The 23,888-nt window shown below is 45.6% G+C and carries 24 protein-coding genes; 5 read left to right on the top strand and 19 right to left on the bottom strand.

Annotated features, from left to right (window positions below):
- Positions 1 to 149: 149 nt before the first annotated feature.
- Entirely contained in the window at positions 150 to 650 is a 501-nt protein-coding gene (locus tag ACQCVE_RS01880; RefSeq protein ID WP_426844052.1) for a PTS sugar transporter subunit IIA, read from the bottom strand.
- A 187-nt stretch (positions 651 to 837) separates the two neighbouring features.
- Between ACQCVE_RS01880 and ACQCVE_RS01875 the strand changes: the two genes are divergently transcribed.
- Complete coding sequence (locus ACQCVE_RS01875) at positions 838 to 1,278, top strand: Hsp20/alpha crystallin family protein (RefSeq protein ID WP_426861406.1); 441 nt, start codon at positions 838 to 840, stop codon at positions 1,276 to 1,278.
- A 70-nt stretch (positions 1,279 to 1,348) separates the two neighbouring features.
- A complete protein-coding gene (locus tag ACQCVE_RS01870) occupies positions 1,349 to 1,480 on the top strand; it encodes a hypothetical protein (RefSeq protein WP_426844050.1) in 132 nt (43 codons plus the stop codon).
- 1,622 nt (positions 1,481 to 3,102) lie between these two features.
- Here the strand turns inward: ACQCVE_RS01870 and ACQCVE_RS01865 are convergent.
- Entirely contained in the window at positions 3,103 to 3,555 is a 453-nt protein-coding gene (locus ACQCVE_RS01865; protein WP_426861405.1) for a YppG family protein, read from the bottom strand.
- 164 nt (positions 3,556 to 3,719) lie between these two features.
- Here ACQCVE_RS01865 and ACQCVE_RS01860 point away from each other — a divergent pair, with 164 nt between their 5' ends.
- Positions 3,720 to 3,881: a hypothetical protein gene (locus tag ACQCVE_RS01860; RefSeq protein ID WP_426861403.1), complete on the top strand. Its 162-nt coding sequence runs from the start codon at positions 3,720 to 3,722 to the stop codon at positions 3,879 to 3,881.
- 119 nt (positions 3,882 to 4,000) lie between these two features.
- On the opposite strand, the gene ACQCVE_RS01855 is transcribed toward ACQCVE_RS01860, so the two are convergent.
- From ACQCVE_RS01855 to ACQCVE_RS01845, 3 genes are all read right to left on the bottom strand, one after another.
- Positions 4,001 to 4,357, bottom strand: a complete 357-nt coding sequence (locus ACQCVE_RS01855) for a DUF1798 family protein (RefSeq protein WP_426844047.1) — start codon at positions 4,355 to 4,357, stop codon at positions 4,001 to 4,003.
- 35 nt (positions 4,358 to 4,392) lie between these two features.
- Positions 4,393 to 4,647, bottom strand: a complete 255-nt coding sequence (locus ACQCVE_RS01850) for a hypothetical protein (RefSeq protein ID WP_426844046.1) — start codon at positions 4,645 to 4,647, stop codon at positions 4,393 to 4,395.
- A gap of 294 nt (positions 4,648 to 4,941) precedes the next feature.
- Positions 4,942 to 5,931 carry a DUF2515 family protein gene (locus ACQCVE_RS01845; RefSeq protein ID WP_426844045.1) on the bottom strand — a complete coding sequence of 330 codons (990 nt, stop codon included), beginning with the start codon at positions 5,929 to 5,931 and terminating at the stop codon, positions 4,942 to 4,944.
- Between the two features lie 128 nt (positions 5,932 to 6,059).
- Between ACQCVE_RS01845 and recU the strand changes: the two genes are divergently transcribed.
- On the top strand, positions 6,060 to 6,656 hold the full coding sequence (gene recU, locus ACQCVE_RS01840) for a Holliday junction resolvase RecU (protein WP_426861402.1): 597 nt from the start codon (positions 6,060 to 6,062) through the stop codon (positions 6,654 to 6,656).
- A 58-nt stretch (positions 6,657 to 6,714) separates the two neighbouring features.
- A complete protein-coding gene (locus ACQCVE_RS01835; RefSeq protein ID WP_426861400.1) occupies positions 6,715 to 9,324 on the top strand; it encodes a PBP1A family penicillin-binding protein in 2,610 nt (869 codons plus the stop codon).
- A 161-nt stretch (positions 9,325 to 9,485) separates the two neighbouring features.
- On the opposite strand, the gene ACQCVE_RS01830 is transcribed toward ACQCVE_RS01835, so the two are convergent.
- From ACQCVE_RS01830 to bshA, 14 genes are all read right to left on the bottom strand, one after another.
- Entirely contained in the window at positions 9,486 to 10,034 is a 549-nt protein-coding gene (locus ACQCVE_RS01830) for a YpoC family protein (RefSeq protein ID WP_426844042.1), read from the bottom strand.
- A complete protein-coding gene (nth, locus tag ACQCVE_RS01825) occupies positions 10,024 to 10,689 on the bottom strand; it encodes an endonuclease III (RefSeq protein ID WP_426844041.1) in 666 nt (221 codons plus the stop codon). Before nth ends, ACQCVE_RS01830 begins: the two co-directional genes overlap by 11 nt.
- Positions 10,690 to 10,723: 34 nt before the next feature.
- On the bottom strand, positions 10,724 to 11,425 hold the full coding sequence (locus ACQCVE_RS01820; RefSeq protein WP_426844040.1) for a DnaD domain-containing protein: 702 nt from the start codon (positions 11,423 to 11,425) through the stop codon (positions 10,724 to 10,726).
- Positions 11,426 to 11,594: 169 nt separating this feature from the next.
- The gene (gene asnS, locus ACQCVE_RS01815) at positions 11,595 to 12,887 is read right to left on the bottom strand and encodes an asparagine--tRNA ligase (RefSeq protein ID WP_426844039.1); all 1,293 of its coding nucleotides are present in this window, start codon (positions 12,885 to 12,887) and stop codon (positions 11,595 to 11,597) included.
- Positions 12,888 to 13,009: 122 nt separating this feature from the next.
- A complete protein-coding gene (locus tag ACQCVE_RS01810; protein WP_426844038.1) occupies positions 13,010 to 14,194 on the bottom strand; it encodes a pyridoxal phosphate-dependent aminotransferase in 1,185 nt (394 codons plus the stop codon).
- A 12-nt stretch (positions 14,195 to 14,206) separates the two neighbouring features.
- Positions 14,207 to 14,731, bottom strand: coding sequence for a hypothetical protein (locus ACQCVE_RS01805; RefSeq protein WP_426844037.1), 525 nt, complete (start codon positions 14,729 to 14,731; stop codon positions 14,207 to 14,209).
- Between the two features lie 13 nt (positions 14,732 to 14,744).
- Positions 14,745 to 14,915 carry a YpmA family protein gene (locus ACQCVE_RS01800; protein WP_426844036.1) on the bottom strand — a complete coding sequence of 57 codons (171 nt, stop codon included), beginning with the start codon at positions 14,913 to 14,915 and terminating at the stop codon, positions 14,745 to 14,747.
- 207 nt (positions 14,916 to 15,122) lie between these two features.
- A complete protein-coding gene (gene dinG, locus ACQCVE_RS01795) occupies positions 15,123 to 17,924 on the bottom strand; it encodes an ATP-dependent DNA helicase DinG (protein WP_426844035.1) in 2,802 nt (933 codons plus the stop codon).
- 163 nt (positions 17,925 to 18,087) lie between these two features.
- Positions 18,088 to 18,474, bottom strand: coding sequence for an aspartate 1-decarboxylase (gene panD / locus ACQCVE_RS01790; RefSeq protein WP_426844034.1), 387 nt, complete (start codon positions 18,472 to 18,474; stop codon positions 18,088 to 18,090).
- A gap of 18 nt (positions 18,475 to 18,492) precedes the next feature.
- Positions 18,493 to 19,350, bottom strand: coding sequence for a pantoate--beta-alanine ligase (panC, locus tag ACQCVE_RS01785; protein ID WP_426844033.1), 858 nt, complete (start codon positions 19,348 to 19,350; stop codon positions 18,493 to 18,495).
- Positions 19,347 to 20,186, bottom strand: coding sequence for a 3-methyl-2-oxobutanoate hydroxymethyltransferase (gene panB / locus ACQCVE_RS01780; RefSeq protein ID WP_426844032.1), 840 nt, complete (start codon positions 20,184 to 20,186; stop codon positions 19,347 to 19,349). Before panB ends, panC begins: the two co-directional genes overlap by 4 nt.
- 249 nt (positions 20,187 to 20,435) lie before the next feature.
- The gene (locus ACQCVE_RS01775) at positions 20,436 to 21,425 is read right to left on the bottom strand and encodes a biotin--[acetyl-CoA-carboxylase] ligase (RefSeq protein WP_426861398.1); all 990 of its coding nucleotides are present in this window, start codon (positions 21,423 to 21,425) and stop codon (positions 20,436 to 20,438) included.
- The gene (locus ACQCVE_RS01770; protein ID WP_426861396.1) at positions 21,401 to 22,606 is read right to left on the bottom strand and encodes a CCA tRNA nucleotidyltransferase; all 1,206 of its coding nucleotides are present in this window, start codon (positions 22,604 to 22,606) and stop codon (positions 21,401 to 21,403) included. The genes ACQCVE_RS01775 and ACQCVE_RS01770 overlap by 25 nt, the downstream gene beginning before the upstream one ends.
- 4 nt (positions 22,607 to 22,610) lie before the next feature.
- Positions 22,611 to 23,750 (bottom strand): N-acetyl-alpha-D-glucosaminyl L-malate synthase BshA, encoded by a 1,140-nt coding sequence (gene bshA / locus ACQCVE_RS01765; RefSeq protein WP_426844029.1) that lies wholly within the window; start codon positions 23,748 to 23,750, stop codon positions 22,611 to 22,613.
- Positions 23,751 to 23,888: the final 138 nt, after the last annotated feature.

Here is a 23,888-nt window from a genome sequence, read left to right as displayed (position 1 = left end):
CTCTTTTTCTTAAACAAAACGATCACCTCTTTCATGCTATTGTATCGAATGCGTGTTCGTTTATAAAGAGTTTTTTAATCCGGGAGGGCAGGAATGAAAAAGAGCGCTCTTTTCGAGCACTCTCAGCCAGCAAACTTATTTGTGTTCTGTTATTTAGCTTTAACCTGAAAAATTTCCGTTTTACCCAAATCGGTTTCCTGAGGCTCTGCTTTTTCTACAGATTCCAGGATATCACCGTTTGTGATTACGATCGGAGTGATGATGCTGGAGGCTTTCTCAGAAATCAGGGTAAGGTCGCACGTAAGCAATGCATCTCCAACTGAGACTTTGTCTCCTTCTTTGACATGAGCCTCGAAGCCCTCTCCATTCATTCCTACTGTTTCCAGTCCAACATGGATAAGCAATTCCATGCCTGTTTCAGAACGCAGTCCAATCGCATGCTTCGTATGGAAAAGCTGAATGATTTCTCCGTTTACCGGCGAAACTACTTTCCCTTCAGATGGGATGATCGCTGCTCCGTCCCCCATCATTTTTTGAGAGAACACCGGATCCGGTACTTCTTCAAGAGAAACGAGCTTTCCTTTCATCGGAGCAAATACAGATTCTTCTTTAGAAACCTCTTCTTTTTTTCCAAATAACTTTTTGAACATCGCAATTCCTCCTACGGAGTGGTCATTATTAAACATACCCGTGTTTCATGAAGCTAAACCACGGCAGAAAGCAAAGCATGTATGTACAAATTCATTAAAGCATAAAAACGGAGCATGTTACAATTGATAACCATTTTGTGAACGGTGCATATTGTATAGTAGCCCAATTTTGAAAGGCGGGAAACGAATGAATGATAAAAACAAAAAAGAGCGTCCTTCAGAGCTGTTCGATTTTAACGGGGATCTCTCTAATGCCATTGATTATTTTTTCCACTCATCCCCAGTCAGACATTTCTTAAAGCAATTTGAAGAGGTTATGGTTCAAAATGCTGCCTTTCCTTATATGGATTTGCAGGCATATGAATTAGAGGATGAAGTGCTCGTAGAGGCCCATCTTCCTGATACGGCAATGCAGGATATTGATATCGATGTAACAGGGCGTACACTCACGCTTGAAATTGACCGAAAAGTACAGCATTCCTCTGAGCAAACCGGCCCCTATTATGCCCAATCTACGACATACAGCCATTTTTCAAGGTCCGTTTACCTCCCTTCTGAAGTGGAGAGCAGCAGAATGATTACGTTTCTAAAGGATGGAAATCTAATTATAAGGATGCCCAAAAAATGACGCGGCTGCCGCGTCTTTTTTCGATAATCCGGGGGTGCTTCGATCATACTAATCGAAGGAGGTGCTTTATATGACAAAATATAATCAAAACATGCCGGATTTTAAGCAGCTCAATGACCGGGTTATTGTCCAGCCTTCCACTTCCCCTTCCATCGGAGCGGCTCTGCCCGGAGAAGAGAAGAAAAAGGAAAGCAAACAATGAACAGGCCTTCTATGCTGAAGCAATAGTCTAATACAGACGCTGAATAAATGAATGCGCTTTGCACGGTTAGCGGATTTTGCTGAGAAGTAAAGATATTGGAAGTACGGATAATAAAACAAATTCCTTACTGGAACTGGACCAAAATCTGTGATGTTCAACGCCAAGGTGCAGCTTTCAGACTCAAAATCGGCGGACCGGTAAAAATACCACTGCACGGTTTAGCGGATTTTGTCGAAAAGTAATTATATTGGAAGTACGGACAATAAAACAAATCCCTTACTGGAACTGGACCAAAATCTGTGAGGTTCAACGCCAAGGTGCAGCTTTCAGACTCAAAATCGGCGGACCGGATAAAATACCACTGCACGGTTTAGCGGATTTTGTCGAAAAGTAATTATATTGGAAGTACGGACAATAAAATTGGAGTACGGACAATAAAACGAAAGTACGGACAATAAAACAAAAAGTACGGACAATAAATCAGGAATTCGGACAATAAAACAAATCCCTTACTGGAACTGGACCAAGATTTGTGAGGTCCAACGCCAAGGTGCAGCTTTCAGGCTCAAAACCGGCGGGCCGGATAAAATGCCCCTGCACGGTTTAGCGGATTCTGTCGAAAAGTAATTATATTGGAAGTACGGACAATAAAATTGGAGTACGGACAATAAAACGAAAGTACGGACAATAAATCAGGAATTCGGACAATAAAATTGTAGTACGGACAATAGAACAAATCCCTTACTGGAACTGGACCAAAATCTTTGAGGTTCAACGCCAAGGTGCAGCTTTCAGACTCAAAATCGGCAGACCGGTAAAAATACCACTGCACGTTTTGGCGTATTTTGTCGAAAAGTAATTATATTGGAAGTACGGACAATAAAATTGGAGTACGGACAATAAAACAAAAGTACGGACAATAAATCAGGAATACGGACAATAAAAAATTTCCGGACCGTAACGTACACCAAAATCCGGACCGTTTTAACGCCTAATTACGGTTTTAGCCTAAAAAAAGCAGTCCAGTATACAATGTGCCTGTCCAACCTAGCTGATTTTGCAAAAAACCGGTTAATCAACAATGCCTGGGCCAAAAATCAATGACCACTAAATAAACATACAAACCAGCATCCAGATTATTCTTTCCCGCCGCCAAACAAGAAAAAGGCGCCTAATAGGAATCAGCGCCACCGCTTGTTCATCTGCCGAAAACCGAAGAAAATGATCAAAACCGAAAAAGCGCGTCCCAAATAGCTCCCCCACCCCGCCCGGTATTCAATCGGAAAGTGATGGACCAACTAGGTTCAGCTTCTCCTGAAAACGTACTGTGATTAAAAATAAAAAAAAAACTGGCTCTTGCCTCCAGACAGCAAAAATACAATAAACGGCTCCGGCTCTTTTTAGTAAAAGAGCCGGCTTTTCTTTCAATAATCATGCTTTTTAAAACAGGCATGCATCTTTATGGAGCTTCTCTTTCGGAGGCGTACCCTATTGCGGGCGGTTTTGCAGACCGGGTGGCCACTTTTGCAGACGAGTGGCCGCTATTGAAAGCGGAACCTGGCCTAAGAGGCAAATTTTTCAGAAACTCTGCAGATCATCCTCAAGCCAAAAACAGCCTCCTGTTATTTAAAGAATCCCGTTACTCCTTTGAATAAAGAGCTCATCTGATTTACAGCACTCATCATCTGACCGGCTGTATCCATCATTTTATTATAATCCATTTGGCCATTGGATTTTTTAAATTGCGACATGAAGGAAGACATGGCTGGTGTTTGCTGATTTTGGACCGGTCCGGGTTTCGGATAGGGGTATGGGTAAGGGGTTGAAGGCTGGAAAGCTGTATTAGGTGTATATTGGGAAAGGTTCTGAAGATATGGCAAGGTTGGCTGGATGGGCTGATACTGATAAAGCGTCTGATTGAAATAGGGATTCCCCTGCTGATATGCTTCATATGGATAGGCATGCTGATAGCCTTGATGAATCTGATTTCCCCACTGCGCATTTCTGCTGCCCCGCCTCCGCTTTACCCTGGAATTCTGATATTCTGACCCTTCACTCCCATATGGATAAAACATCGTTATATCCCCCTTCTTAAAGATTGTTTCTGTCCGCGCTGCCGAACGGTTTAGGCTAGTAACCATCTTATTCAAGGCTGCCTAAATGGTTCATGATCACATGATTTTGTACGGAATAATCCGGGTTGAAAATCAACATATTAATGAAGAAGGAGGGGTTGAGCATGGGTAGAGGCCAGCATTTTAATCATAAACAAAAAGGACATGAGCCCGAACTGCCGAAGCATGGCATGAATGTTCCGGCTAAAAATCATAAAGAAGCAGGCTATGTGATCGAGCCGGTTGCAAGCGAAGGCGACCGTCCGGTTGAAATAAAATCTGAATAGCAGGTAAAAAGGGATGAAAAAGATTCTTTCTGCGGGTCACTGCAGCATCGTTTTCCGTTATCAAACGTGCAGCCGTCCTGCCGAAAACACATTAAGAAAGCTGGCAAACGCCAGCTTTCTTATTTGTGTTCAAGCCACTCGATCACTGAATTGACTACATAATCAATGGACTCTTTTGTATTTTTAAACCGAAGGGATTTTGCTTTCGGATCAAATGACTGGAGAATCTGCTGTTCAAGATTCGATACCGTAGAATCCAGCTGGGATGGGTGGATATGTTTGGGGCGGTCGGTTTTATAGCGTTCTTCCAGGAGAGTTTTCCAATCAGCTGCTAATTTAGACCCCTTTTCAAAAGCAGGCTTAATATCTGAATAAAAGTCGAAGTCTTTTGCTTCTTCTTTTCCTTTTAAAAATCTGTTCAAAGACTCTTCGTTTATTTTTTTCAGGCTGTAGGATAATTCTAGCTCTTTAATCAACAGGTTCACCTCCTAACCATCATAACAAAACTGGTTTATGATTGAAATGGAGAATGAAATGCAAGAGCACGATCCATCGGCCAAGTTTTCCCGGATGCTGCAAATTGCGCAGTGCGTTCAATTTTTTCCATCAGGATGACAGCTGTACTTGCTTTGGCACTGAGAACCTGTTCCTTGTTCAAACCTTCTGAAAGAATGGCAGAACCCATTTTCTCCTCCAGCTTGTCGAGCTCTTCTTCAATCTCCTGAAGAAGCTTTTGTATTTCATTGCGGCTAATTATTTTTTCCATGAACGTTCACTCCTTTCATGTAAATACCATTCTCCCTCATTTCCCTCCTCCCTTCCTTGATGACAAAACTAGAAGGGTTTCGCCAAACATAGAATGTGACTGTCTTCTTTCGACATTCAAACTTCGGCAGCAAGAATGAAATTTCTTTGAAGGAGAACAATAGATATCAGGAGGTGCGAAGATGAAAAATCAAAAACCAGCCAATCAGCCTAAACCGGAACCGGGCAAACGTGAAACCGGAAATAAAAAACTAAACGGTCCAAACCGTCCTTCTGTATAACGTGGAGGGCAGGGTTATCTCCCTGCCCCCTTTTGCTTGTCCATAAACTCTTTCACATAGGAGATCATCTGAAGCTCATTGCGTTTTTTTCTGAACCAGTCTGTCAGCTCTGCCCGATGATCCATTGCAGGTTCTTTATAATAAGCTGACAAGTTTTGTCCGTGAAACCATTTTCGTTTTGCTTCGTCTATATGATGGGGAACAGCGGGGCAAACCATTCTGAGCATTGGGGTCTGCCTTTTTCTCTTCTCATGAAAAAATTGTTCATAATCATACCTTGACCCTGTATGCGGTACTGAACACGCAAACCGATAGAAGGCTTGATTCCATCTGCTGTCGAATAAAAGCCGGGCAAGTTTTTTCCCAAGATTGATTCTTGAACCGATATTTTTAAACCGATAAACAGAAAATCCATACAGCTCTCCTTTTCGGGTGGGAAAAAGAACCGTCGAAAAATGGAACAAATCCTGGAAGCGGTATGCGAATGATGTAAAGACTCTTGTTTTAAATACGGGGTGGCCAATAACAGGGACGTCTATCAAATGCTGCTCGTTAATGATCAGAGACACCATGAGCCGGTTTTGATCGCGGGTTGCCCAGAATTTCTCCCATTCCCGGACCATAAAGGGGGAAATATCGAATGCTTCAAGCAGGGGAAAAAGCGGGAGCCCTAAATATTTGGAGTATTCATAGATTAAAAGCTGCGGATACGCATCGGAAAAGATCAGCCAGTTTGCGGCTTCGTAAGTTAAAAACAGCTCTTCTCTTAAATGGCTGCCGAGAGCTGCGGCAAAGCAGGAAGAATGAAGATCCGTCATATTGTAGCCGGCATTTCTCGAAACCATGCTGGCAAGAAAAGGCCACTTGATTTCAGGATGCCGTTTGTAGAAGCGGAAATAAGCATCTGTCCGGGAGATATTATCCAAATTCCAGTACGCTGTTTTCCTGCTGACCTGGGCTATGACCCAGCTCTGCTGCTTCATTGTCAGTACTATTACGCGCATGGCCCTCACCTCGGTTAATAGCCTTCCCCGCAAATACAGAGGTATGAATGGGAAATATCTCATTTTTTTAGGCTATAGGACAATTTTCTGATATGATAAGGTATAGTCTTTGCCATGGGAGGGGAAATATGACTTATCGATATCCTAACGGTAAAATCTATACGCCGGAAAAAAAAGAAATGGCAGCTGCTAAAAAGAGCAATCCTATATACAGCAACCGCGGAATGACTCTTGAAGAGGATTTAAATGAAACCAATCAATATTATCTTAATAGAGGCATTGCCGTCATTCACAAAAAACCTACACCTGTCCAGATTGTCAACGTCGACTATCCCCGCAGAAGCGCGGCCGTCATTAAGGAAGCCTACTTTAAACAGTCTTCTACAACGGACTACAACGGGATCTATAAAGGAAGGTATCTTGATTTTGAAGCAAAGGAAACGAAAAACACATCTTCCTTTCCGCTTCAGAATTTTCATGGCCATCAAATTAACCATATGAAGCAAATCCTGGACCAGGACGGAATCTGCTTTGTCATTTTATCAGCCTTCAGCGGCATTTTCCTAATGCCTGCACCTTATTTGATCGAATACTGGGAGCGAAAAGAAGGCGGAGGCCGAAAGTCCATCAAACGAAGCGAAGTGGAAGAACATTCAGTCCGCATTCCGCTCGGCTACCAGCCGAGAATTGATTACATTAAAGTGCTGGAATCCCTTTATTTTTAACTAACTACGTACATGATTGCGATACGATCATGTTTTTGCAGCGAAAGGTAGAGATCAAATGTCAGAAAATTATTCAAGCCGTGAAGAACGGCGAAGGGCTTCAAAACCTTCTAAGCAGCCGAAGAGCCGTAAAGGCGGATCACTGTGGAAAAAAATCATTGTTGGCATATTAGCCGCATGTGTTGTTCTTATGATTGCCGGAGGCGTTGCTTTCGGAGTAATTGTGTCCAAATCCCCTTCCCTTGACCCGGAAAAACTGAAATCCATTTATACATCCAAAGTTTATGACAAGGACAACAATGAACTATTTGAGATCGGCGGGGAAGAAAAACGGACTTATGTCCCTTACAAAGAAATCCCTGAAAATGTCGAAAATGCATTTCTGGCAACAGAGGATGCCCGCTTTTATGAACATAGCGGTGTGGACTTCATCCGGCTCGGCGGCGCCGTGATCGCCAATGTTAAAGAAGGCTTTGGCTCTGAAGGCGCGAGCACAATCAGTCAGCAGGTTATCAAAAATTACCTGCTTACGAGTGAAAAATCGGTTGAGCGGAAAGTTCAGGAAGCATGGCTGGCTTTTCAGCTGGAACGCAAATTTTCCAAGCAGGAAATAATGGAGCTTTATTTAAATAAGCTCTACTACACAGGCAATACGTACGGCATCGGCAAAGCAGCAGAGAACTTTTACGGGAAAGATGTGAAAGATCTGTCGCTTGACCAGGCTGCGATGCTCGCAGGAATGGTCAAGGCTCCGAACAATTATAACCCGCGTGTTGATCCCGAGCGGGCTACACAGCGCCGGAACACCGTGCTTAACCTGATGGTGCAGCATGAATTTATCTCTCAGGAAGAAGCAGATAAGGCGAAGCAGACAGATGTCACTGCCGGATTGGTCGCCCCGAAGGAAGACAGCAATCCATATAAAGCCTTCGTCAACCAGATTACAGATGAAATCAAGGCAAAAACGGATGTGGAGGTCAGCTCGTCCGGCCTTAAAATTTATACGAGCATCGACCCCGATGCGCAAAAATACATGAATTCAGTCGTGAAAGGCGAAGTCGTCAAGATTCCGGATAAACCGGATTTCGCAGCCAGTATGACCATGCTCGACACTCAGACGGGCGAGATTAAGGCTTTAGGCTCCCTGGGATCGCAAACCGAATGGAATTATGCTACTCAAGAAAAAAGACAGCCGGGTTCTACAATCAAACCTATACTTGATTATGGCCCAGCCGTGGAACACCTTAAATGGTCCACCTATCAGCAGGTGGTGGATGAAAAATACGAGTATTCAAATGGAACTCCGTTCAGAAATTACGGGGATACTTATCACGGAAAAGTCTCGATCCGTGAGGCACTTAAGGAATCGTATAACGTACCTGCCGTTAAAGCGCTTCAGGAAGTCGGACTGGATCGGGCAAAGGAATTTGCTCTGGGTCTTGGAATGCCTGATGGCGATTATCAAGAGGCATACGCCCTTGGAGGGTTTGAGAATGGTGTATCCAGCGCACAGATGGCGGGAGCCTACAGCGCCTTTGGAAACAGCGGGATCTATATTGAACCCCATGTCGTTAAATCCGTTGAATTCCAGGATGGAAGCAAAATGGATGTCGCTCCTGAGCCTAAAGCGGCGATGAGCGATTCTACCGCGTTTATCATTACGGATATGCTTCGCTCAGTGATGGAGCAAGGCGGGACCGGGGCGGCAGCCAATGTGCCGGGACTGGATATTGCCGGAAAAACAGGAACGACCAATAATTCGAAGGATTCCTGGTTCGTCGGCTACACCCCTTCCACGACTCTTTCAATCTGGACTGGGACCAGCAATAAATCTGGACTGACTGATACAGAGGATGATACCGCAAAAAAAATCTTTAAAGCGGTCATGTCTCAGCCAGGCTTCAGCAACGATACAACATTCAAGAAGCCGGGGAGCGTATCAGAAGTGGAAGTGCTGAAAGGCTCGGATCCTGCAGTAGAGGCTGGACCATATACGCCTGCCAGCGAAAAGTCAAAAGAGTATTTCGTGAAGGGCACTGAACCTTCTGAACAATCCAGCAAATACCAAAAACCTGAAGAAGAAGAAAAGCCTGAAGAAAAGGCTGTTCAGAAACCGTCCGGATTATCGGTCAATTTCGATCAGGAAGCCAATTCCATTTCTTTATCATGGGGCTATGATGAGGAGAAACGGGAAGGCATCGCGTTTGAAGTTAGCGTATCCCAGGATGGAGGACCATCTCAAGCTCTTACAACGACCGGTGATACTTCGTTAACAATACCAAATCCGCAGCCCGGGGCCTCTTACCGATTCCAGGTAACAGCTGTCAGAAGCAGCGACAACACGAAGAGTGCACCTGCTGCGGCGGCCATTACGATACCTGCAGAAGAACAGGCGCCTCCTGCAGAGGAAGAGCCGCCTCCTGCAGAGGAAGAACCGCCTGCTGGCGAAGAACCGCCTGCCGGTGAGGAGCCCCCTGGACAGGAACCTCCTCCAGCAGAACCGCCTTCAGATGGCGGCGGCCAGGACGGTGAAGGCGATAGCGGCCAGCAGCCCGGCCAGCCTGGTACGACTCCAGGTCAGGGCGGCCAGGGAGGGCAAGGCGGAAATGGCGGCCAAGGCGGCGGAAATGGAAATGAAGATGAGGATGATGATGGTGAGGATGATTAACCACCTCAAGTAATCATAGAGGCTGACTCTTAGGCCGAGTATATTTGGTCTAAGGGTCACCTCTTCTTTTAATCCCCGCTCCCGGAATTTTTTCTTTTTTCATTAGATCGATGCGCTTTTTAAAGCACCATTCCTTACGAAAAAGAGGGTGCCCAAAGATTTTATCTTTGGGCACCCTCTTTCTTTTCATTTCTGCTGAGAATCATCAATTTGACATGCAGCTTTTCAATTTCCTCAAGAAGCTGAACGATCTGGACGAAGGAATGATATTGGACTGGCTGACGATGAATGTACTGAAGCCTTTCCAAGCTGTTCACCGGTTTATATTGCAGCTCCATGACCTCCGGCAGCTCCTCAACTCTTAAAGACGGCACATATCTGCCATTTACCCAATAAAGGATGCCTAAACAGATGCAGAATGCTTTTCCCATCAGCTTCGGGTCGGCTTTTCCTTTTTTGCTCCTGAAGTTCTCTGTCTGTTCGTGCTTAAGCTTGCTCCACACTTTAAGCACTGCTTGTACGGCTTCCTGCTGGTCTTCCCAAGGCTTATATGGAATTGAAGCTCCCGCTGCTTTCAGCATATCGTATACTAGAGGTTCTCTCTCAAGCCTTGCCAGCGGGTCCTCTGATTCGCTTAAAGTCAAATACGAATGGGAGACAAATGGCTGAACATCAAAGGAGGAAGGGATGGGTACTTGGCTATTTTCCATACTTAATAAGACCTTTTTTCATTCTTTTTGCGCCTTCCCGGCACATGGGAAACAGCGGGCATTCGGCACATTTTGGAGCTTGAGCCTTGCAGTGATAGCGGCCAAAGAAAATCAGCCTGTGGTGGGCCACGGACCACTCTTCAGCTGGAAGTTTTTTCATTAAAGCTTTTTCCACTTCAAGGACTGAATCCTTCCAGCGGCAGAACCCCAGCCGCTTCGAAACTCTTTCTACATGGGTATCCACTGCAATAGCAGGAACGCCAAAAGCGACAGAAACGACAACGTTGGCTGTTTTTCTTCCCACCCCGGGAAGCTTTATCAGCTCATCTCTGTCTTTCGGAACTTCCCCGTTATATTGTTCAAGCAGCATTGTGCACAAATTGCGGATATTTTTGGCTTTGTTTCTGAACAGTCCGATTGAACGGATATCCCCCTGCAGCTCTTCTAATGATACGGCCAAATAATCCTCAGGTGTTTTGTATTTTTCAAAAAGACTTTTCGTTACTTTATTAACGAGTGCGTCGGTACACTGAGCGGAGAGAGCGACAGCGATGACAAGCTCAAATGGATTGTCATGAACCAATTCACAATGTGCATCAGGGAATAGCTCTCCTATCGTATCAAGCGCTTCTCGTATTTGAACCTTCGTAAGCATGATGTCCCCCTCTATTCAGCAAGCAGCTGCCCAATCAATTTTCTAGCCAATTATAGAAAGGAACCTTGCGCTGATAAGAGCCGGGTTCCGGCTGGTCCTGGTCCCTGCTCTTCCCCTGTCCCTGACGAAATTGCCTGGAGTGGTTTTTTGCCTCTTGAATCGTTTTGATCCCGTTGCGTTTCCACTCGAAAAGAATTCTGTCAATGTACCTGAAATTCAGCTTCCCGGAAATGACGGATTCTCTCAATGCGGCTTTAATGATGTCATGATCATGGTGATCCTGGTCCATCCAAATCCCTAGCGTCTCGCATTCGAATGGCGATAAGGGACGCCCGAATTCCTGTTCAAATACCGTATAAAGGCTTTCTTCTGTTTTCTCGGGTTCGCATACTTCTTCCTTTGCCTCTGTTACGAACCGGTAAAGCCTTTCCCAAAGCGGTTCAAGTGAGTACTTTTCAAACCGGACCTGCTGTATTTCTTCATCTTCTATTTTTAAAAAACCTCTTTGAATCAGGCTTCTAAGCATCATGGAGCAATCTGGAGATGTAGCGGACATTCTTCCGGCCAGCTCATCAGGAGTCGGGAATGGCTTTCCCTGCTGGATAAACAGCTGAACCTGAAAGAGCAGCATCATCTCTGATTCAGTTAAGCCAAGCTTGGGATAATGAAGAAATAGAACGCCGGGCACAGACAGCGCCCCTTCCATTTGAATGGATATGAATTGTTCTTTTCTCATTTAACTCCCTCCTTTCTTTCTGTCTTTTTGGCAGTCTGAGGCTAAATCCAGGGCTACAGCCTTCGTCTGCCATAAAGCGTAATCAAGCCGGCAGCAAGCCGCGGTGCGGGAACGATGATCAGCCGGCCTGAAAAAAGTCTCCACTGCTGGAGACTTTCAGTTGCTTCTTTTATGGGTAAAGACGGTTGAGCAGTCTAGGGAATGGAATGGTCTCACGGACGTGCTCCACTCCGCTGATCCAGGCCACGGTCCGTTCAAGTCCCAGCCCAAAGCCTGAATGAGGGACAGAGCCGTATTTCCGAAGCTCCAGGTACCATTTGTACGCTTCGCTATCTAGGCCGTGTTCTTCAAGGCGCTTTTGAAGAAGCTCATGATCATGGATTCTCTCAGAGCCCCCAATAATTTCTCCATATCCCTCCGGAGCAATCATGTCCGCACACAGCACAACATCCTCGCGGTCTTTCGCAGGCTGCATATAAAACGGCTTCAGTGATGTCGGGTAGCGGGTGATGAATACCGGCTTCTCATAGCTTTCGGCAATTGCCGTTTCATGCGGCGCTCCGAAGTCATCGCCCCAGGTAATATCCCCGAACCCTTTCTCATGCAGCATCTTTAATGCATCATCATAAGAGATCCGCGGGAAAGGAGCTTTGATTTTTTCAAGCTTTGAGGTATCCCGTCCCAATGTTTTCAGCTCAAGAGCACAATTTTCCAATACGCTTTGAACAACATATGAAACATAATTTTCCTGAACTACGAGGTTGTCTTCGAATTCATAAAAAGCCATCTCGGGTTCGATCATCCAGAATTCGATCAAATGTCTGCGTGTCTTGGATTTTTCAGCGCGGAAAGTTGGACCGAATGAGAACACTTTGCCGAGAGCCATCGCTGCAGCTTCCATATATAATTGTCCGCTTTGCGAAAGATAAGCATCTTCCTCAAAGTATTTAGTGTGAAACAGCTCGGAAGTTCCTTCGGGAGCACTTCCTGTAAGGATTGGAGGATCCACTTTTGTGAAACCCTCTTTATTAAAGAACTCATATGTTGCTCTGATGATCTCATTTCTGATTTTCATCACACTGTGCTGTCTCTTTGAACGGAGCCACAGATGACGGTGATCCATTAAAAACTCTGTGCCGTGTTCTTTAGGGGTAATCGGATAGTCCGTTGCTTCGTGAATGATTTCAACATTTGTCACACCCATCTCAAACCCGAAAGGCGAGCGCTCGTCCTCACGAATGATGCCTGTGACATAAACGGACGTTTCCTGTGTGATGGATTTTGCCTTTTGAAATACTTCCTCGGGAACTTCTGCTTTCACGACGACTCCCTGAATGAAGCCTGTCCCGTCACGAAGCTGCAGGAAAGCAATCTTTCCGCTAGATCGTTTGTTGGCAATCCATGCTCCAATGGTAACTTCTTTTCCTGTGTATTGATGTACTTGAGAAATAGTTGTTTTCAATTCAATATTCCCTCCACGGACCTTTGTCCGAATATGTATGTGCTCTATTATACTAAGGCCGTTTGCAGCAGGTCAATATGAGCGGCTGAAGATAAATGGGCGGCACGGCCGCCGCCCTTCTTTTATCCTTTATTTTTCTCCACATACCTCTTTATTCTGTGCATCGCTTTGGACAACAGTTCCTGTGACGTCGCATATGACAACCTGACATGCTCAGGCGATCCAAATCCCGATCCGGGTACAAGAGCCACTTTTTCCTCTTCAAGAAGGGCTTCTACAAACGCATCCACTGAGTCGTGGCCTGTCATTTTCGCCGCTTCGCTGGCATTTGCAAAAAGATAGAAAGCACCTTGAGGCTTGATGCAGGTAAAACCAGGGATTCCTGTAAGCTGCTTATAGGTTTCATCCAGACGGCTGCTGAAGGCGTTTCTCATTTCTTCTACCGGTGCCTGTGATCCCCGATAGGCTTCAATCGCCCCATACTGAGCCATCGCCGCCGGATTAGAGGTGCTGTGGCTTGCGAGATTTGTCATCGCTTCAATGACCGCTTTCGGTCCTGCAGCATATCCGATTCTCCACCCGGTCATCGAGTGGGATTTTGAGACACCGTTAATGATGACGGTGCGTTCTTTCAAAGGCTGTGATAACTGAGCTATAGAAACATGACGCGCTTCCCCGTAAATGAGCTTCTCATAAATTTCATCTGAAACAATCAGCAAATTGAGCTTCCCGCAAATTTCGCCAATCGCTTCAAGCTCTTCCTTCGAGTAAATCATCCCTGTAGGGTTGCTCGGAGAGTTCAGGATCAAAGCTTTTGTTTTCGGTGTAGCCGCTCTTTCTATTTGTTCAGGAGTCACCTTAAACTCATTTTCCTCTGTTCCATGAATGATGAGTGGGACGCCGCCCGCAAGCTTGACCTGCTCCGGGTAACTGACCCAATACGGGGATGGAACGATGACCTCGTCCCCCTCATTCAGCAATACCTGAAAAAGTGTGTATAATGCATGTTTTGCACCGGTGCAGACAATGACTTCTCCAGGCGTATAGCTGAGATTCTGGTCTGCCTGTAATTTCGCTATGATTGCCTCTTTCAGCTCTTTCAGTCCGCCGGAAGGCGTGTACTTTGTGTAGCCTTCTTCCATAGAAGCGGCTGCTGCCTTAATAATGGCTTCAGGTGTATTAAAGTCAGGCTCCCCTGCTCCAAGGCCGATCACATCATGACCGGAAGCTTTCAGTTCTTTCGCTTTTGCTGTAATGGCAAGTGTTGATGAAGGTGTTAATGAAGCTGCTCTTTTAGCTAATTCCATAAGAATGCCCTCCTATTTTATTGCAATGTGTGTGAGAATATTTCCTGATTTAAAATCTATATAATCATATGTATACCGGTCGTAGCTGTCGATGTATTTCACTTCCCATACCGGGACCTGCCTGCCTGCCCGCAGGAGAACGCCCAGCTTAACAGAAAACATTTTCTTCGGGGAATGCTCTTTTCCGGAAATTTCCGCTGCTTTTTCTTCTGTTATGCCATCAGCTAAAACCACCGTAACCGGTTCTTGATTTAAATCGCCTGCCGACATAAGCGCTGCAGCAGGGCGTCCGCTTTCGTCTTTTCCATGCACAGCATAAAAGGGAACCGGCTTATTCTTCGAATCGGTATTCGGGCCGTTAAAAAGGGTGGCTTTTTCCGCAGTGGCAAGAAACTTATTATCAACCGCCGCTGCCATCGCTGCGTCATGCTCTTTTTTCAGAACAGCGGTGCCTGCCTGGAAGGAAGAGAGTACGTACCAGCCAAGACCGGCGGCTGCCAGGATCATGGTTAGAATAATCAGCCATTTTCTGCTCATACTGCCGGCTCCATTATGTACGGTAAATCGTGAAGACAGCTTTGCTCTTGTTCTCTTCATCAAGGGCAAGGCCAAACATCAGATTATCCCTTTTCAGTGTCCGGTTCAAAGAATCGACGATTTTATACAAATCATCAGAATGGTCTACTTTTACGGTTGAAAGGATTTCTATTTTGCTTTCCATTACAAATTCCTCCTGCACGCCGCAAATATTGTCACTCATTATGTACCTAAAGCAAGGACACAATAACAATACAACAGCATTGATTGTTGTGCTTGTTCCCATTATAACAAGAACCGTTGAGAACAGTGAAAATAAATTTCTCCTTACCCCACACCTGATAACAGCTGGATAAGCGGCAGCATGAATATGCCACCTTCCAGCCTTTTTTTATTCACTAAACCATTGAGATGCCTGCGCAGCAAGCTCCCGTACGGGTTTATAATGAACATCCAAGCCCGGGATGGCTTTTATAAAATACTGACCGTATCTTGATGTAAGGATGCGCCGGTCCAGCACGATTAACAGGCCTTTATCCCGCTCCGTTCTAATCAGCCTTCCGAATCCCTGCTTGAACCGTAATATAGCCTCAGGCAAAGAGTATTCATAAAAGGCATTTTTCCCCTCAAGGTCAAGCTTTTTTAGTTTGGCAGACATGACCGGCTGATCCGGGGGCGCAAAAGGAAGCCGGATCATGATGATTGCTTTCAGTTCTTCTCCTGGGAAATCAATTCCTTCCCAAAAACTGTTTGTTCCAAGAAGAATGGCATTTCCCGTTTGCCTGAAGGATTTAATAAGTTTCCCTTTGCTTCCGGAACTTACACCCTGTCCAAGGATCGTATACTCCTCCATAGCCGGCATTGATTTCAAATGCTGATACGTGTTTTTGAGCATATCATATGAAGTGAACAGGACGAGTATTTTGCCGTTTATCATGGGAGCAAACTCACTTATGGAAAAAGCAACAGAGGTTGTATAGGTCTCCAGGGAGACTTCCCTGATTGCCGGGATATCGGATGGCACAAACAGCTGTGCCTGCTTTTTCATATCAAAAGGAGACGGCAGGATTAGCTGTTTTGGGTAAAAATCATGCAGGCCCAGCTGACTGACCGCATGCTGAAATGATCCATTTACCGTTAACGTCGCCGAAACAAGAATAACCGAGCGCTTCTTCTCAAAAAGGGAGGATGCAAGCTTTTCGGAAACATCTACAGGTCTGCCGCAGATGACGGCGGCATTTTTTGCCCCCTTTGCTTCAGCCTCAATCCAGCACGCATTTTCAGAATCTGCGCCTTTAAACAGCGACTGAATGGCTTCACCAGCCTGTCTGAAACGGTCAGCATATGAGAAGTATTCATTCATTTTAACTTGGAAAGCCATAGGAAGATTGTCCGTATCCAGGAGCCTTTTTTGCTTTTCCATAATGGTGATAATGTCCAGCATATAAAATCTGATCCGGTCTGCAAGCTCTTCGATCGCTGACCAGAACAGATTCTCATTCTCATCATGCTCGATTACGATGGAAATTCGATTGGCTTCTTCTGATTTTTTCCTTAGGACATAAGAATGCAGACTTGTATAAAAATCATTAAGCTCCTCATAAAACTCTTTAAGGAGAACATCCAGCTCAAGGCAATAATCATAGCCTTTTTCATTCTCCCGCTCAAACCACCCTGCCGCATAAGCAAGCAAATCACCAGAATACATGTGGCCCAGTCTCTGCAGCCAGGAGTGAATGGTCACATATTCCAGCCTGAAGCCCCACTGATCGCCGGCAGCACGTTCCAGATGATGGGCTTCATCAATCATAACAGCATCGAATTCCGGAAGCTGCTTTTTACCTGCTGCAGCATCGTTCAAAAGAAGCGCATGATTCACGATGATGATGGTGCTTTTTTCTGCTCTTTCCCTCGCTAAATGATAAAAAGAGCGGTCCCGGTAAGGGTTTTTTGGATGGCCGGATGTCCGGTCATGGTGAATCCTCTGCCAGAGGTTTCTTCCTCCGGACGGAAGATTTAATTCATCTGCGTCCCCTGTACGGGTCTTTAAAAGCCAGATTAAAATTTGTGCTTTCGCCAGATTTGAGTCGTAATTTTCATCTGTCTCCATCAGCGCCATTTCAAATTTATGCGGGCAAATATAGTGGGATTCGCCTTTTAATATGCAGGCGGACAAATCAGCAGATAATATCTCCCCCGCTATTTTTGTATCCCGTTCCAGAAGCTGATGCTGCAGCGCAGTCGTGTGAGTACTATAAACAACCTTCGATTGATTTTCCGTGGCGTATACGAGTGCCGGAAGCAATAATGCCAGTGACTTGCCGCTTCCTGCCGGTGCCTCCGCTACCATATGCTCATGGCTCGCCAGCGATTGATACACTTCCTTCATCAGCTTTTGCTGCTGAGGCCTGTCCTCATAATCCGCCATCTTTTCTTCCATAAGCCTGTTTAAGGGCAGAAGGCCGGAAACCTCGTTTTCCGCCTGTGGACCGGGTTCCGGATCAGGCTCTGTGAAGACCTTTGAAAAAGCAAGTGAGCCAAACAATTCGCAGTTTGCATCCTTTTCTGCTGCGGGTACGGATAACGCATTTTCTATAAGGTCATCCAGTATTTCGTGCAGATCGCTTATGAATACATCTGAAAGCTTTCTGAGGCTTTTCAGGGTTTCAGCAGGAAGTTCCTCAAGACGGCTAAGAATGACTGTAAGGATTTCAGCAGTAGCCTCTGCATCACTGTCGGCCTGATGGGGCCGGTCATGCTCTATATTAAGTTCTTTGCAGAGATCGGATAATTTGTAGCTTTCAAGCGAAGGAAACATCATTCGAGAAAGCTCTACCGTATCCATAAGCCCGCCGATAAAGCGCGGAAATCCGGCATTCACCAGTTCTGCCTGGACAAAGGACAAATCAAAATGCACATTATGAGCCACAAACCATGCCCCGTCGAGGAGGCTGAATACCTTTTCTGCAATTTCCGAAAATACCGGTGCCTGATTCACCATCTCATCATTAATGCCTGTTAGAGCTTCTATAAAAGCAGGAATTGGCTGCAGTGGGTTTACATAACTCATAAAACGTTCGGATATTGCCCCATTTTCAATGACCACTGCACCAAATTGGATAATTTTTTCCCCTTTTTTTGGAGAATTGCCTGTTGTTTCAACGTCCAATACAACAAAACGGCGTTGTTCCATTCATGACACCTCAATCAGCTTGCATTCTCGTCCATTGTACCATTAACCCTTAATAATCGCGCAAGCAGAATGGCGGCTTTGCGGAAATTTCAAAGGAAGCGGAATCCCTTTAGCTCTGTAAAGAAAAAAACCGGCTCAGCGCCGGCCGTCATTTTATCCGTCATTACATGCGGATGGTGGCTGCAGGCTCTGTTCCGAGCATTTCTGCAATCCGGTTATGCTCATCCATAATAGCAACCTTCGGAACATGTCTGCGGACGTTTTCCTCAGCGATCAGGGCATAGGAAATGATGATCACGACATCCCCTTCCTGGACGAGCCTAGCCGCTGCACCGTTCAGGCATACTACCCCAGTTTCTCTCGGACCTGGAATAATATACGTCTCAAATCGGGCACCATTATTATTGTTTACGATCTGGACCTTTTCATTAGCCGTCATTCCGACAGCATCCAAAATATCTTCATCAATCGTAATGCTGCCTACATAGTTCAGGTTGGCTTCTGTAACACGGGCGCGATGGATTTTCGCATTCATCATGGTGCGAAACATTGGATTCCCTCCGTTTTTTTATTTTTCTTCCAGGTTCCAGATGATATTATCAATCAGTCTGGCGCCTGAGAATTTCACAGCAGCGGCCGCAATCATTTGCTTGCTTTGTCCGGCAGCGGGGATCAGTTCAGGATATGGAAGAACTTCCATATAATCTACTTCCGCCCCTTGTATTTCGTTCAAAAGAGAAAGGATATATTCTTTGGTTTCTTCAGCGGACAGCTTTTCTTCCATAAACAAATTTTTGCCCGCGAGCAGGCTTTTGTATATTTTAGGAGCTTCCTGCCGTTCAGTGTCCGTCAAATAAACATTTCTGGAGCTTTTCGCAAGTCCGTCCTTTTCCCTTACAGTTTCCACAGGAACGATTTCGATCGGAAAAAACAGATCATCCACCAGACCTTTAACGACCGCAGCCTGCTGTGCATCCTTTTTGCCGAAGTAGGCTCTGGCAGGCTGAATAATGTTGAAGAGTTTGGTCAGAACCGTTACAACCCCATCAAAATGGCCTGGTCTGGACTTTCCGCAGAGAACATCCGTCCGGGCCGAAGCCTTCAAGGAAACAGCCGGGACAGGACCGTACATCTCAGAGGCATCAGGAGTAAACACCAGATCCGCTCCTGCCTCCTGGGCAAGCTTAAGATCCCTGTCAAGATTTCTTGGATACGATTCATAATCTTCATTCGGTCCGAATTGGGCGGGATTCACAAAGATGCTGACCACTACTTTATCGTTTTCAGTCCTGGCTTTTTTGATCAGCTCTAAATGTCCCTCATGCAAGAAACCCATCGTTGGGACAAAGCCGATAGAAAGTTGGTGAAATTCTTTCCATGCTGCAATTTCTTTTCTGGCTTCACTCACCTTGCTGACGACGTTCATTTTGAAACTCCTCCATATAAACCGCCGAGCAGTTCCTCATTCATCGTAAACGTATGCTCGTCTGCCGGAAATTTCTTTTCTCTTACATCCGCTGCATATTGAGCTAATGCACGCTCCATCTCAAGGTCACTGTTTCCGTATTGTTTGACAAATTTCGGAACCCGGCTGACCCCGTAGCCTGTTACATCATGGTAAACGAGGACCTGGCCATCTGTTCCAGCTCCTGCGCCTATTCCGATGACCGGAATGGATAGCTGATCCGCTATTAGTGCAGCCAGCTGCCGCGGCACGCATTCAAGCACAAGGGCAACTGCACCTGCTTTTTCACACGATTTCGCATCTTCTATCAGCTTTGACGCTGCTTCGGCCGTTTTTCCCTGCACCTTGTAGCCGCCAAGAATTCCAACTGATTGGGGTGTCAGCCCCAGATGGGCTACTACCGGAATTCCGCTGTTCGACAACGCCTCAATCATCACAGCCACTTCATCCGCACCTTCTACCTTTAATGCGTCACTGCCCGCTTCCTGCATAAGTCTTGCACCATTGCGGAGTGTTTCTTCTTTTGACAGGTGATAGCTCATGAACGGCATATCCGTGACGATAAATGTGTTTGGAGCTCCGCGCCTCACCGCTTTTGTGTGATGGATCATATCCTCCATTGTGACTGGAATGGTGGAATCATAGCCCAGAACGACCATCCCTAAAGAATCTCCTACAAGAATGATATCCGCTCCGGTCTTTTCGGCTTGCTTAGCTGATGGATAATCATAGGCAGTAAGCATCACAATCGGCTGGGCTTCGCTTTTCATTTTCTGAAAATCCGTTCTGCTTTTCATTTTCTTCCCTCCTCATTATTTGAGGAACAAAGGGATCCACAATATAAAAATTCCTTCTTCATAAACAGGAAGAAGGAATGGGCATAGCAATACCGAAGGATCATTCCTCTGTCCCAGTCCTTTGGATCAAGGCAGACTTTTTCATTGCGCAGCATTTGGTTTTAAAATTTCGCGGTGCAGTTCCGTGAAAACGGATACTACCCGATTCAAGTATATCAAATACCGGCTAATTATCAATTTATTTCGCTTCTAGGACAGTTCAATGTCAGCAGAATAAATTTTTTCAATCTTTCCTTCCGCGGTTTCAAGCAAAAGCACACCCTCATCATTAATCCCGAGGGCTTTTCCTGATAAGGTTCCCTGTAGGGTCCTGGCTTTAATTTCTCTGCCGAGGCTAATGGAATAGGATTCCCAGAGAAGCTTAACAGGATGGAAGCCCGAAGCCAGATACGTTGTGTAAAGCTGCTCCAGTTTTTGAAGGATGGCTTGGATGAGTGCGGCTCTGGAAACTTCCCTGCCGGCCTCCAATTTAAGTGAAGTGGCAATCGGTTTTAATTCATCCGGAAAGTCGGCTCCCTCCTGGTTGACATTAATGCCGGTCCCTATGATTACAGAATGAACAGAATCCGCTTCAGCCTGCAATTCGGTTAAAATTCCTACTGCTTTTTTCCCGTTGATTAAAATATCATTCGGCCACTTTATGAACGGATGCACTCCTGCTGTTTCTTCAATGGCTTGAACGACAGCCACCGCTGTAAGCAAAGTTAGCTGGGGGGTCTGGCTAAGAGGTATTTTCGGCTTTAGAATGCAGCTCATCCAGATACCCGTATTGATCGGCGAATGCCACACCCGTGCCAGTCTGCCTCTTCCCTCTGTCTGCTCATCCGCAATAACGACCGTTCCTTCCGATGCTCCCTCTGAAGCAAGCGTGTGGGCAATTTTCTGGGTGGAGGGCACTGATTTTTCGTGATAAATAGATTGTCCCATAAAAGAAGTGGCTAGGCCTGATTGGATTTCGGCTGCACTTAACGTGTCAGGCTTTTTTGTCAGCCGGTACCCCAATCTGCGGACGGCCTCCACTTCATATCCTTCTTTTCGGAGCAGCTCAATGTGCTTCCATACAGCCGTACGGGAACATCCGAGCATTTCACTGATCTTTTGCCCGGATACGTATTCCTCGCTTGAACGGGCAAAAGCTTCTAAAAGTTTTCGCTTTACATTTCTGCTCGATTGCTCCATTGGAGAAACCACCTCTCAATGTCTTTTGCTGAATTGGCAAGCCTTCCTGCAAGCACTTCCTCTTCGATTTTGGTCAGTGCACTGGCGATCCAGGGACCAGGATCTTTTTTGGCAAGACAGACAAGATCATCCCCATTGATCCTAAGGTCATTTCTTGAATGAATGTTCAAATCCCGGTAACGACGGACGGCTTCTTCCGGTCCAATAGAAGATTTCCAGTCCGGCTGTGAGGAGCAAATACTCTCTGTATAGAATACTGTTTTCTCATCAGCTTTATAAAGGAGCTCCTCATTCCAGCTCTTTTTCAATCTTTCGTTTAAAAAAAACAGGATGTTTAGGATTTCTTTCATGGTTTTGCCCGGCATTTTCCATTGTTTTAGAAATTTTTCAGGTTCTTCGGGGTGCAAATCAAAAAGCAGGAGTGCCCATCTTTGTGCCGTTCCGAAGGAGGCAGAGAGTGTTCGGGCCAAAAATTGATCCATCCTGTTTGATGGCATGGCTAACCCCGGCATATAATCGATCAGGCCGGTATCGCGAAGCAAATGGAGGGCGGACACTGCGGATTTTCCTGAAAGCAGTTTATCAAATTCTGAGAGCTTTCGTTCTACGGAAATATGCTTCAATAATCCTGAAAGCTTACAAATAGCCTCCAATGTGTCTTCAGATAGAGAAAATTGGAGCTGACTGGAAAAACGCAGGGCTCTGAGCATCCTCAAAGCGTCCTCTGAAAACCGCTCTTCGGGACTTCCAACCGTTTGTATCAATTTTAATGAAAGAGCTTCACGGCCTTGAAAATAATCGTATAGGTTTCCGTTTTTATCCATAGCGATTGCGTTTATTGTAAAATCTCTTCGTTTTAAATCCTCTGTAAGAGATGTAACAAACTGAACATTTTCGGGTCTTCGGAAATTTTCATATGCAGATTCCGTTCTGAATGTCGTCACTTCAAAGGGTTCCCCCTCCATCAAAACAAGAATCGTTCCGTGCGCAGCTCCGACGTCTGCCGTCTTCGGAAATATCCGTTCTATTTCTTCCGGTGGCGCGGAAGTTGCGATATCCACATCCCGGATCTCCCGTCCGAGGAGCAAATCCCTTACTGAACCTCCAACAAAATACGCCTCATATCCATTTTTCTCAAGTTCCTCAATTACTGGAAGGGCCCGCAGAAATTCACTCTTCAATGGTTTATTCTCCATCGCGGATCAGTCCGTAATAAATTTGCTCATATTGTTCAACAATCTGATCTGTTTTAAAGGCTGTTCTTGCTGTTATCACTGCTTGTTCAGAAAGGCGGGTATGCAAGCCCCCGTCTTCAAGCATTCTGATGATATGGGAAGCAGCGGCCTCCGTATCGCCTACGCTGACAATAAATCCGTTCTCCCCATTCGAAATGACTTCGGGAATTCCTCCGATATTTGTGCCGATACAAGGAACACCGCATGCCATCGCTTCGAGCAAAACAAGGCCAAAGCTTTCTTTTTCAGACATGAGCAGCTTAATATCACTAATTGAATAAAGTTCGTCCAGATTTTCCTGCTTTCCTAAGAACAGGACCTTATCCTTCAGCCCAAGCTCCTGAACAAGGCTGCATATACCCGACATCTCAGGTCCGTCCCCTACGAGAAGCAGTTTGGCGGATGCTCTCCCGGCAACGCGTGCGAAGGTTTGGACAACATCTTGCACCCGTTTGACCTTTCTGAAGTTCGATACATGAATCAATACCTTTTCATGCTCCTCAATTTTGTACGCCTTTTTCAGCTGAGCGGCATCTTTCTTAAAATAAACCCGCTCATCAATGAAATTGTAAACGGTTTCGATATGCTTGTCGGGGGCTATTAAGTCATATGTCTGCCTGACGAGTGCGTTGGAAACAGCCGTCACACGGTCTGAAGCTTCAATCCCGAACCGGATCAGCTGAGCCATAGATGGATCGAATCCGAGTACCGTAATATCGGTCCCATGAAGTGTGGTGACGATTTTGAGATTGTCCCCTGTCATCTGTTTAGCCAAAAACGCGCAGATGGCGTGAGGAATCGCATAGTGTACGTGAAGAAGATCCAAATCCTCACGCTGGGCAACCTCTGCCATTTTACTTGAGAGGGCAAGGTCATAGGGGGGGTTTTTAAACACAGAGTACTGATTGACCTCCACCCCATGAAAATAAATATTGCTGTAGACCTTGTTCAGCCTAAACGGGATACTTGATGTGATGAAGTGAATCTCATGGCCTTTTTCAGCTAAAAGCTTTCCAAGTTCCGTTGCGACAACTCCTGAACCGCCTACAGACGGGTAGCACGTAATTCCTATTTTTAATTTCTTTTTCATTAATAATCACCTGGCATTTCTTTCAATACGATTTGTCTCCCGAAAATACGGCCTTTTAAAAAGGGTTCTTCAGCAGTCGGAGATGCGGATTTTATGTAAGGGCCCTCATTGCAGAGGGTGTGAAGGCTGCCTATTGGC

This window comes from Metabacillus sp. 113a (assembly GCF_050107635.1).
Lineage (GTDB): Bacteria > Bacillota > Bacilli > Bacillales > Bacillaceae > Metabacillus_B.
This window is presented reverse-complemented; position numbering and strand designations above follow the sequence as displayed.

Bases quoted from the DNA above. Each gene is read 5' to 3' on its own strand.
- ACQCVE_RS01880 (WP_426844052.1), bottom strand. From the start codon at position 650: ATGTTCAAAAAGTTATTTGGAAAAAAAGAAGAGGTTTCTAAAGAAGAA.
- ACQCVE_RS01875 (WP_426861406.1), top strand. From the start codon at position 838: ATGAATGATAAAAACAAAAAAGAGCGTCCTTCAGAGCTGTTCGATTTT.
- ACQCVE_RS01870 (WP_426844050.1), top strand. From the start codon at position 1,349: ATGACAAAATATAATCAAAACATGCCGGATTTTAAGCAGCTCAATGAC.
- ACQCVE_RS01865 (WP_426861405.1), bottom strand. From the start codon at position 3,555: ATGTTTTATCCATATGGGAGTGAAGGGTCAGAATATCAGAATTCCAGG.
- ACQCVE_RS01860 (WP_426861403.1), top strand. From the start codon at position 3,720: ATGGGTAGAGGCCAGCATTTTAATCATAAACAAAAAGGACATGAGCCC.
- ACQCVE_RS01850 (WP_426844046.1), bottom strand. From the start codon at position 4,647: ATGGAAAAAATAATTAGCCGCAATGAAATACAAAAGCTTCTTCAGGAG.
- ACQCVE_RS01845 (WP_426844045.1), bottom strand. From the start codon at position 5,931: ATGCGCGTAATAGTACTGACAATGAAGCAGCAGAGCTGGGTCATAGCC.
- recU (WP_426861402.1), top strand. From the start codon at position 6,060: ATGACTTATCGATATCCTAACGGTAAAATCTATACGCCGGAAAAAAAA.
- ACQCVE_RS01835 (WP_426861400.1), top strand. From the start codon at position 6,715: ATGTCAGAAAATTATTCAAGCCGTGAAGAACGGCGAAGGGCTTCAAAA.
- ACQCVE_RS01830 (WP_426844042.1), bottom strand. From the start codon at position 10,034: ATGGAAAATAGCCAAGTACCCATCCCTTCCTCCTTTGATGTTCAGCCA.
- nth (WP_426844041.1), bottom strand. From the start codon at position 10,689: ATGCTTACGAAGGTTCAAATACGAGAAGCGCTTGATACGATAGGAGAG.
- ACQCVE_RS01820 (WP_426844040.1), bottom strand. From the start codon at position 11,425: ATGAGAAAAGAACAATTCATATCCATTCAAATGGAAGGGGCGCTGTCT.
- ACQCVE_RS01810 (WP_426844038.1), bottom strand. From the start codon at position 14,194: ATGGAATTAGCTAAAAGAGCAGCTTCATTAACACCTTCATCAACACTT.
- ACQCVE_RS01805 (WP_426844037.1), bottom strand. From the start codon at position 14,731: ATGAGCAGAAAATGGCTGATTATTCTAACCATGATCCTGGCAGCCGCC.
- ACQCVE_RS01800 (WP_426844036.1), bottom strand. From the start codon at position 14,915: ATGGAAAGCAAAATAGAAATCCTTTCAACCGTAAAAGTAGACCATTCT.
- dinG (WP_426844035.1), bottom strand. From the start codon at position 17,924: ATGGAACAACGCCGTTTTGTTGTATTGGACGTTGAAACAACAGGCAAT.
- panD (WP_426844034.1), bottom strand. From the start codon at position 18,474: ATGTTTCGCACCATGATGAATGCGAAAATCCATCGCGCCCGTGTTACA.
- panC (WP_426844033.1), bottom strand. From the start codon at position 19,350: ATGAACGTCGTCAGCAAGGTGAGTGAAGCCAGAAAAGAAATTGCAGCA.
- panB (WP_426844032.1), bottom strand. From the start codon at position 20,186: ATGAAAAGCAGAACGGATTTTCAGAAAATGAAAAGCGAAGCCCAGCCG.
- ACQCVE_RS01775 (WP_426861398.1), bottom strand. From the start codon at position 21,425: ATGGAGCAATCGAGCAGAAATGTAAAGCGAAAACTTTTAGAAGCTTTT.
- bshA (WP_426844029.1), bottom strand. From the start codon at position 23,750: ATGAAAAAGAAATTAAAAATAGGAATTACGTGCTACCCGTCTGTAGGC.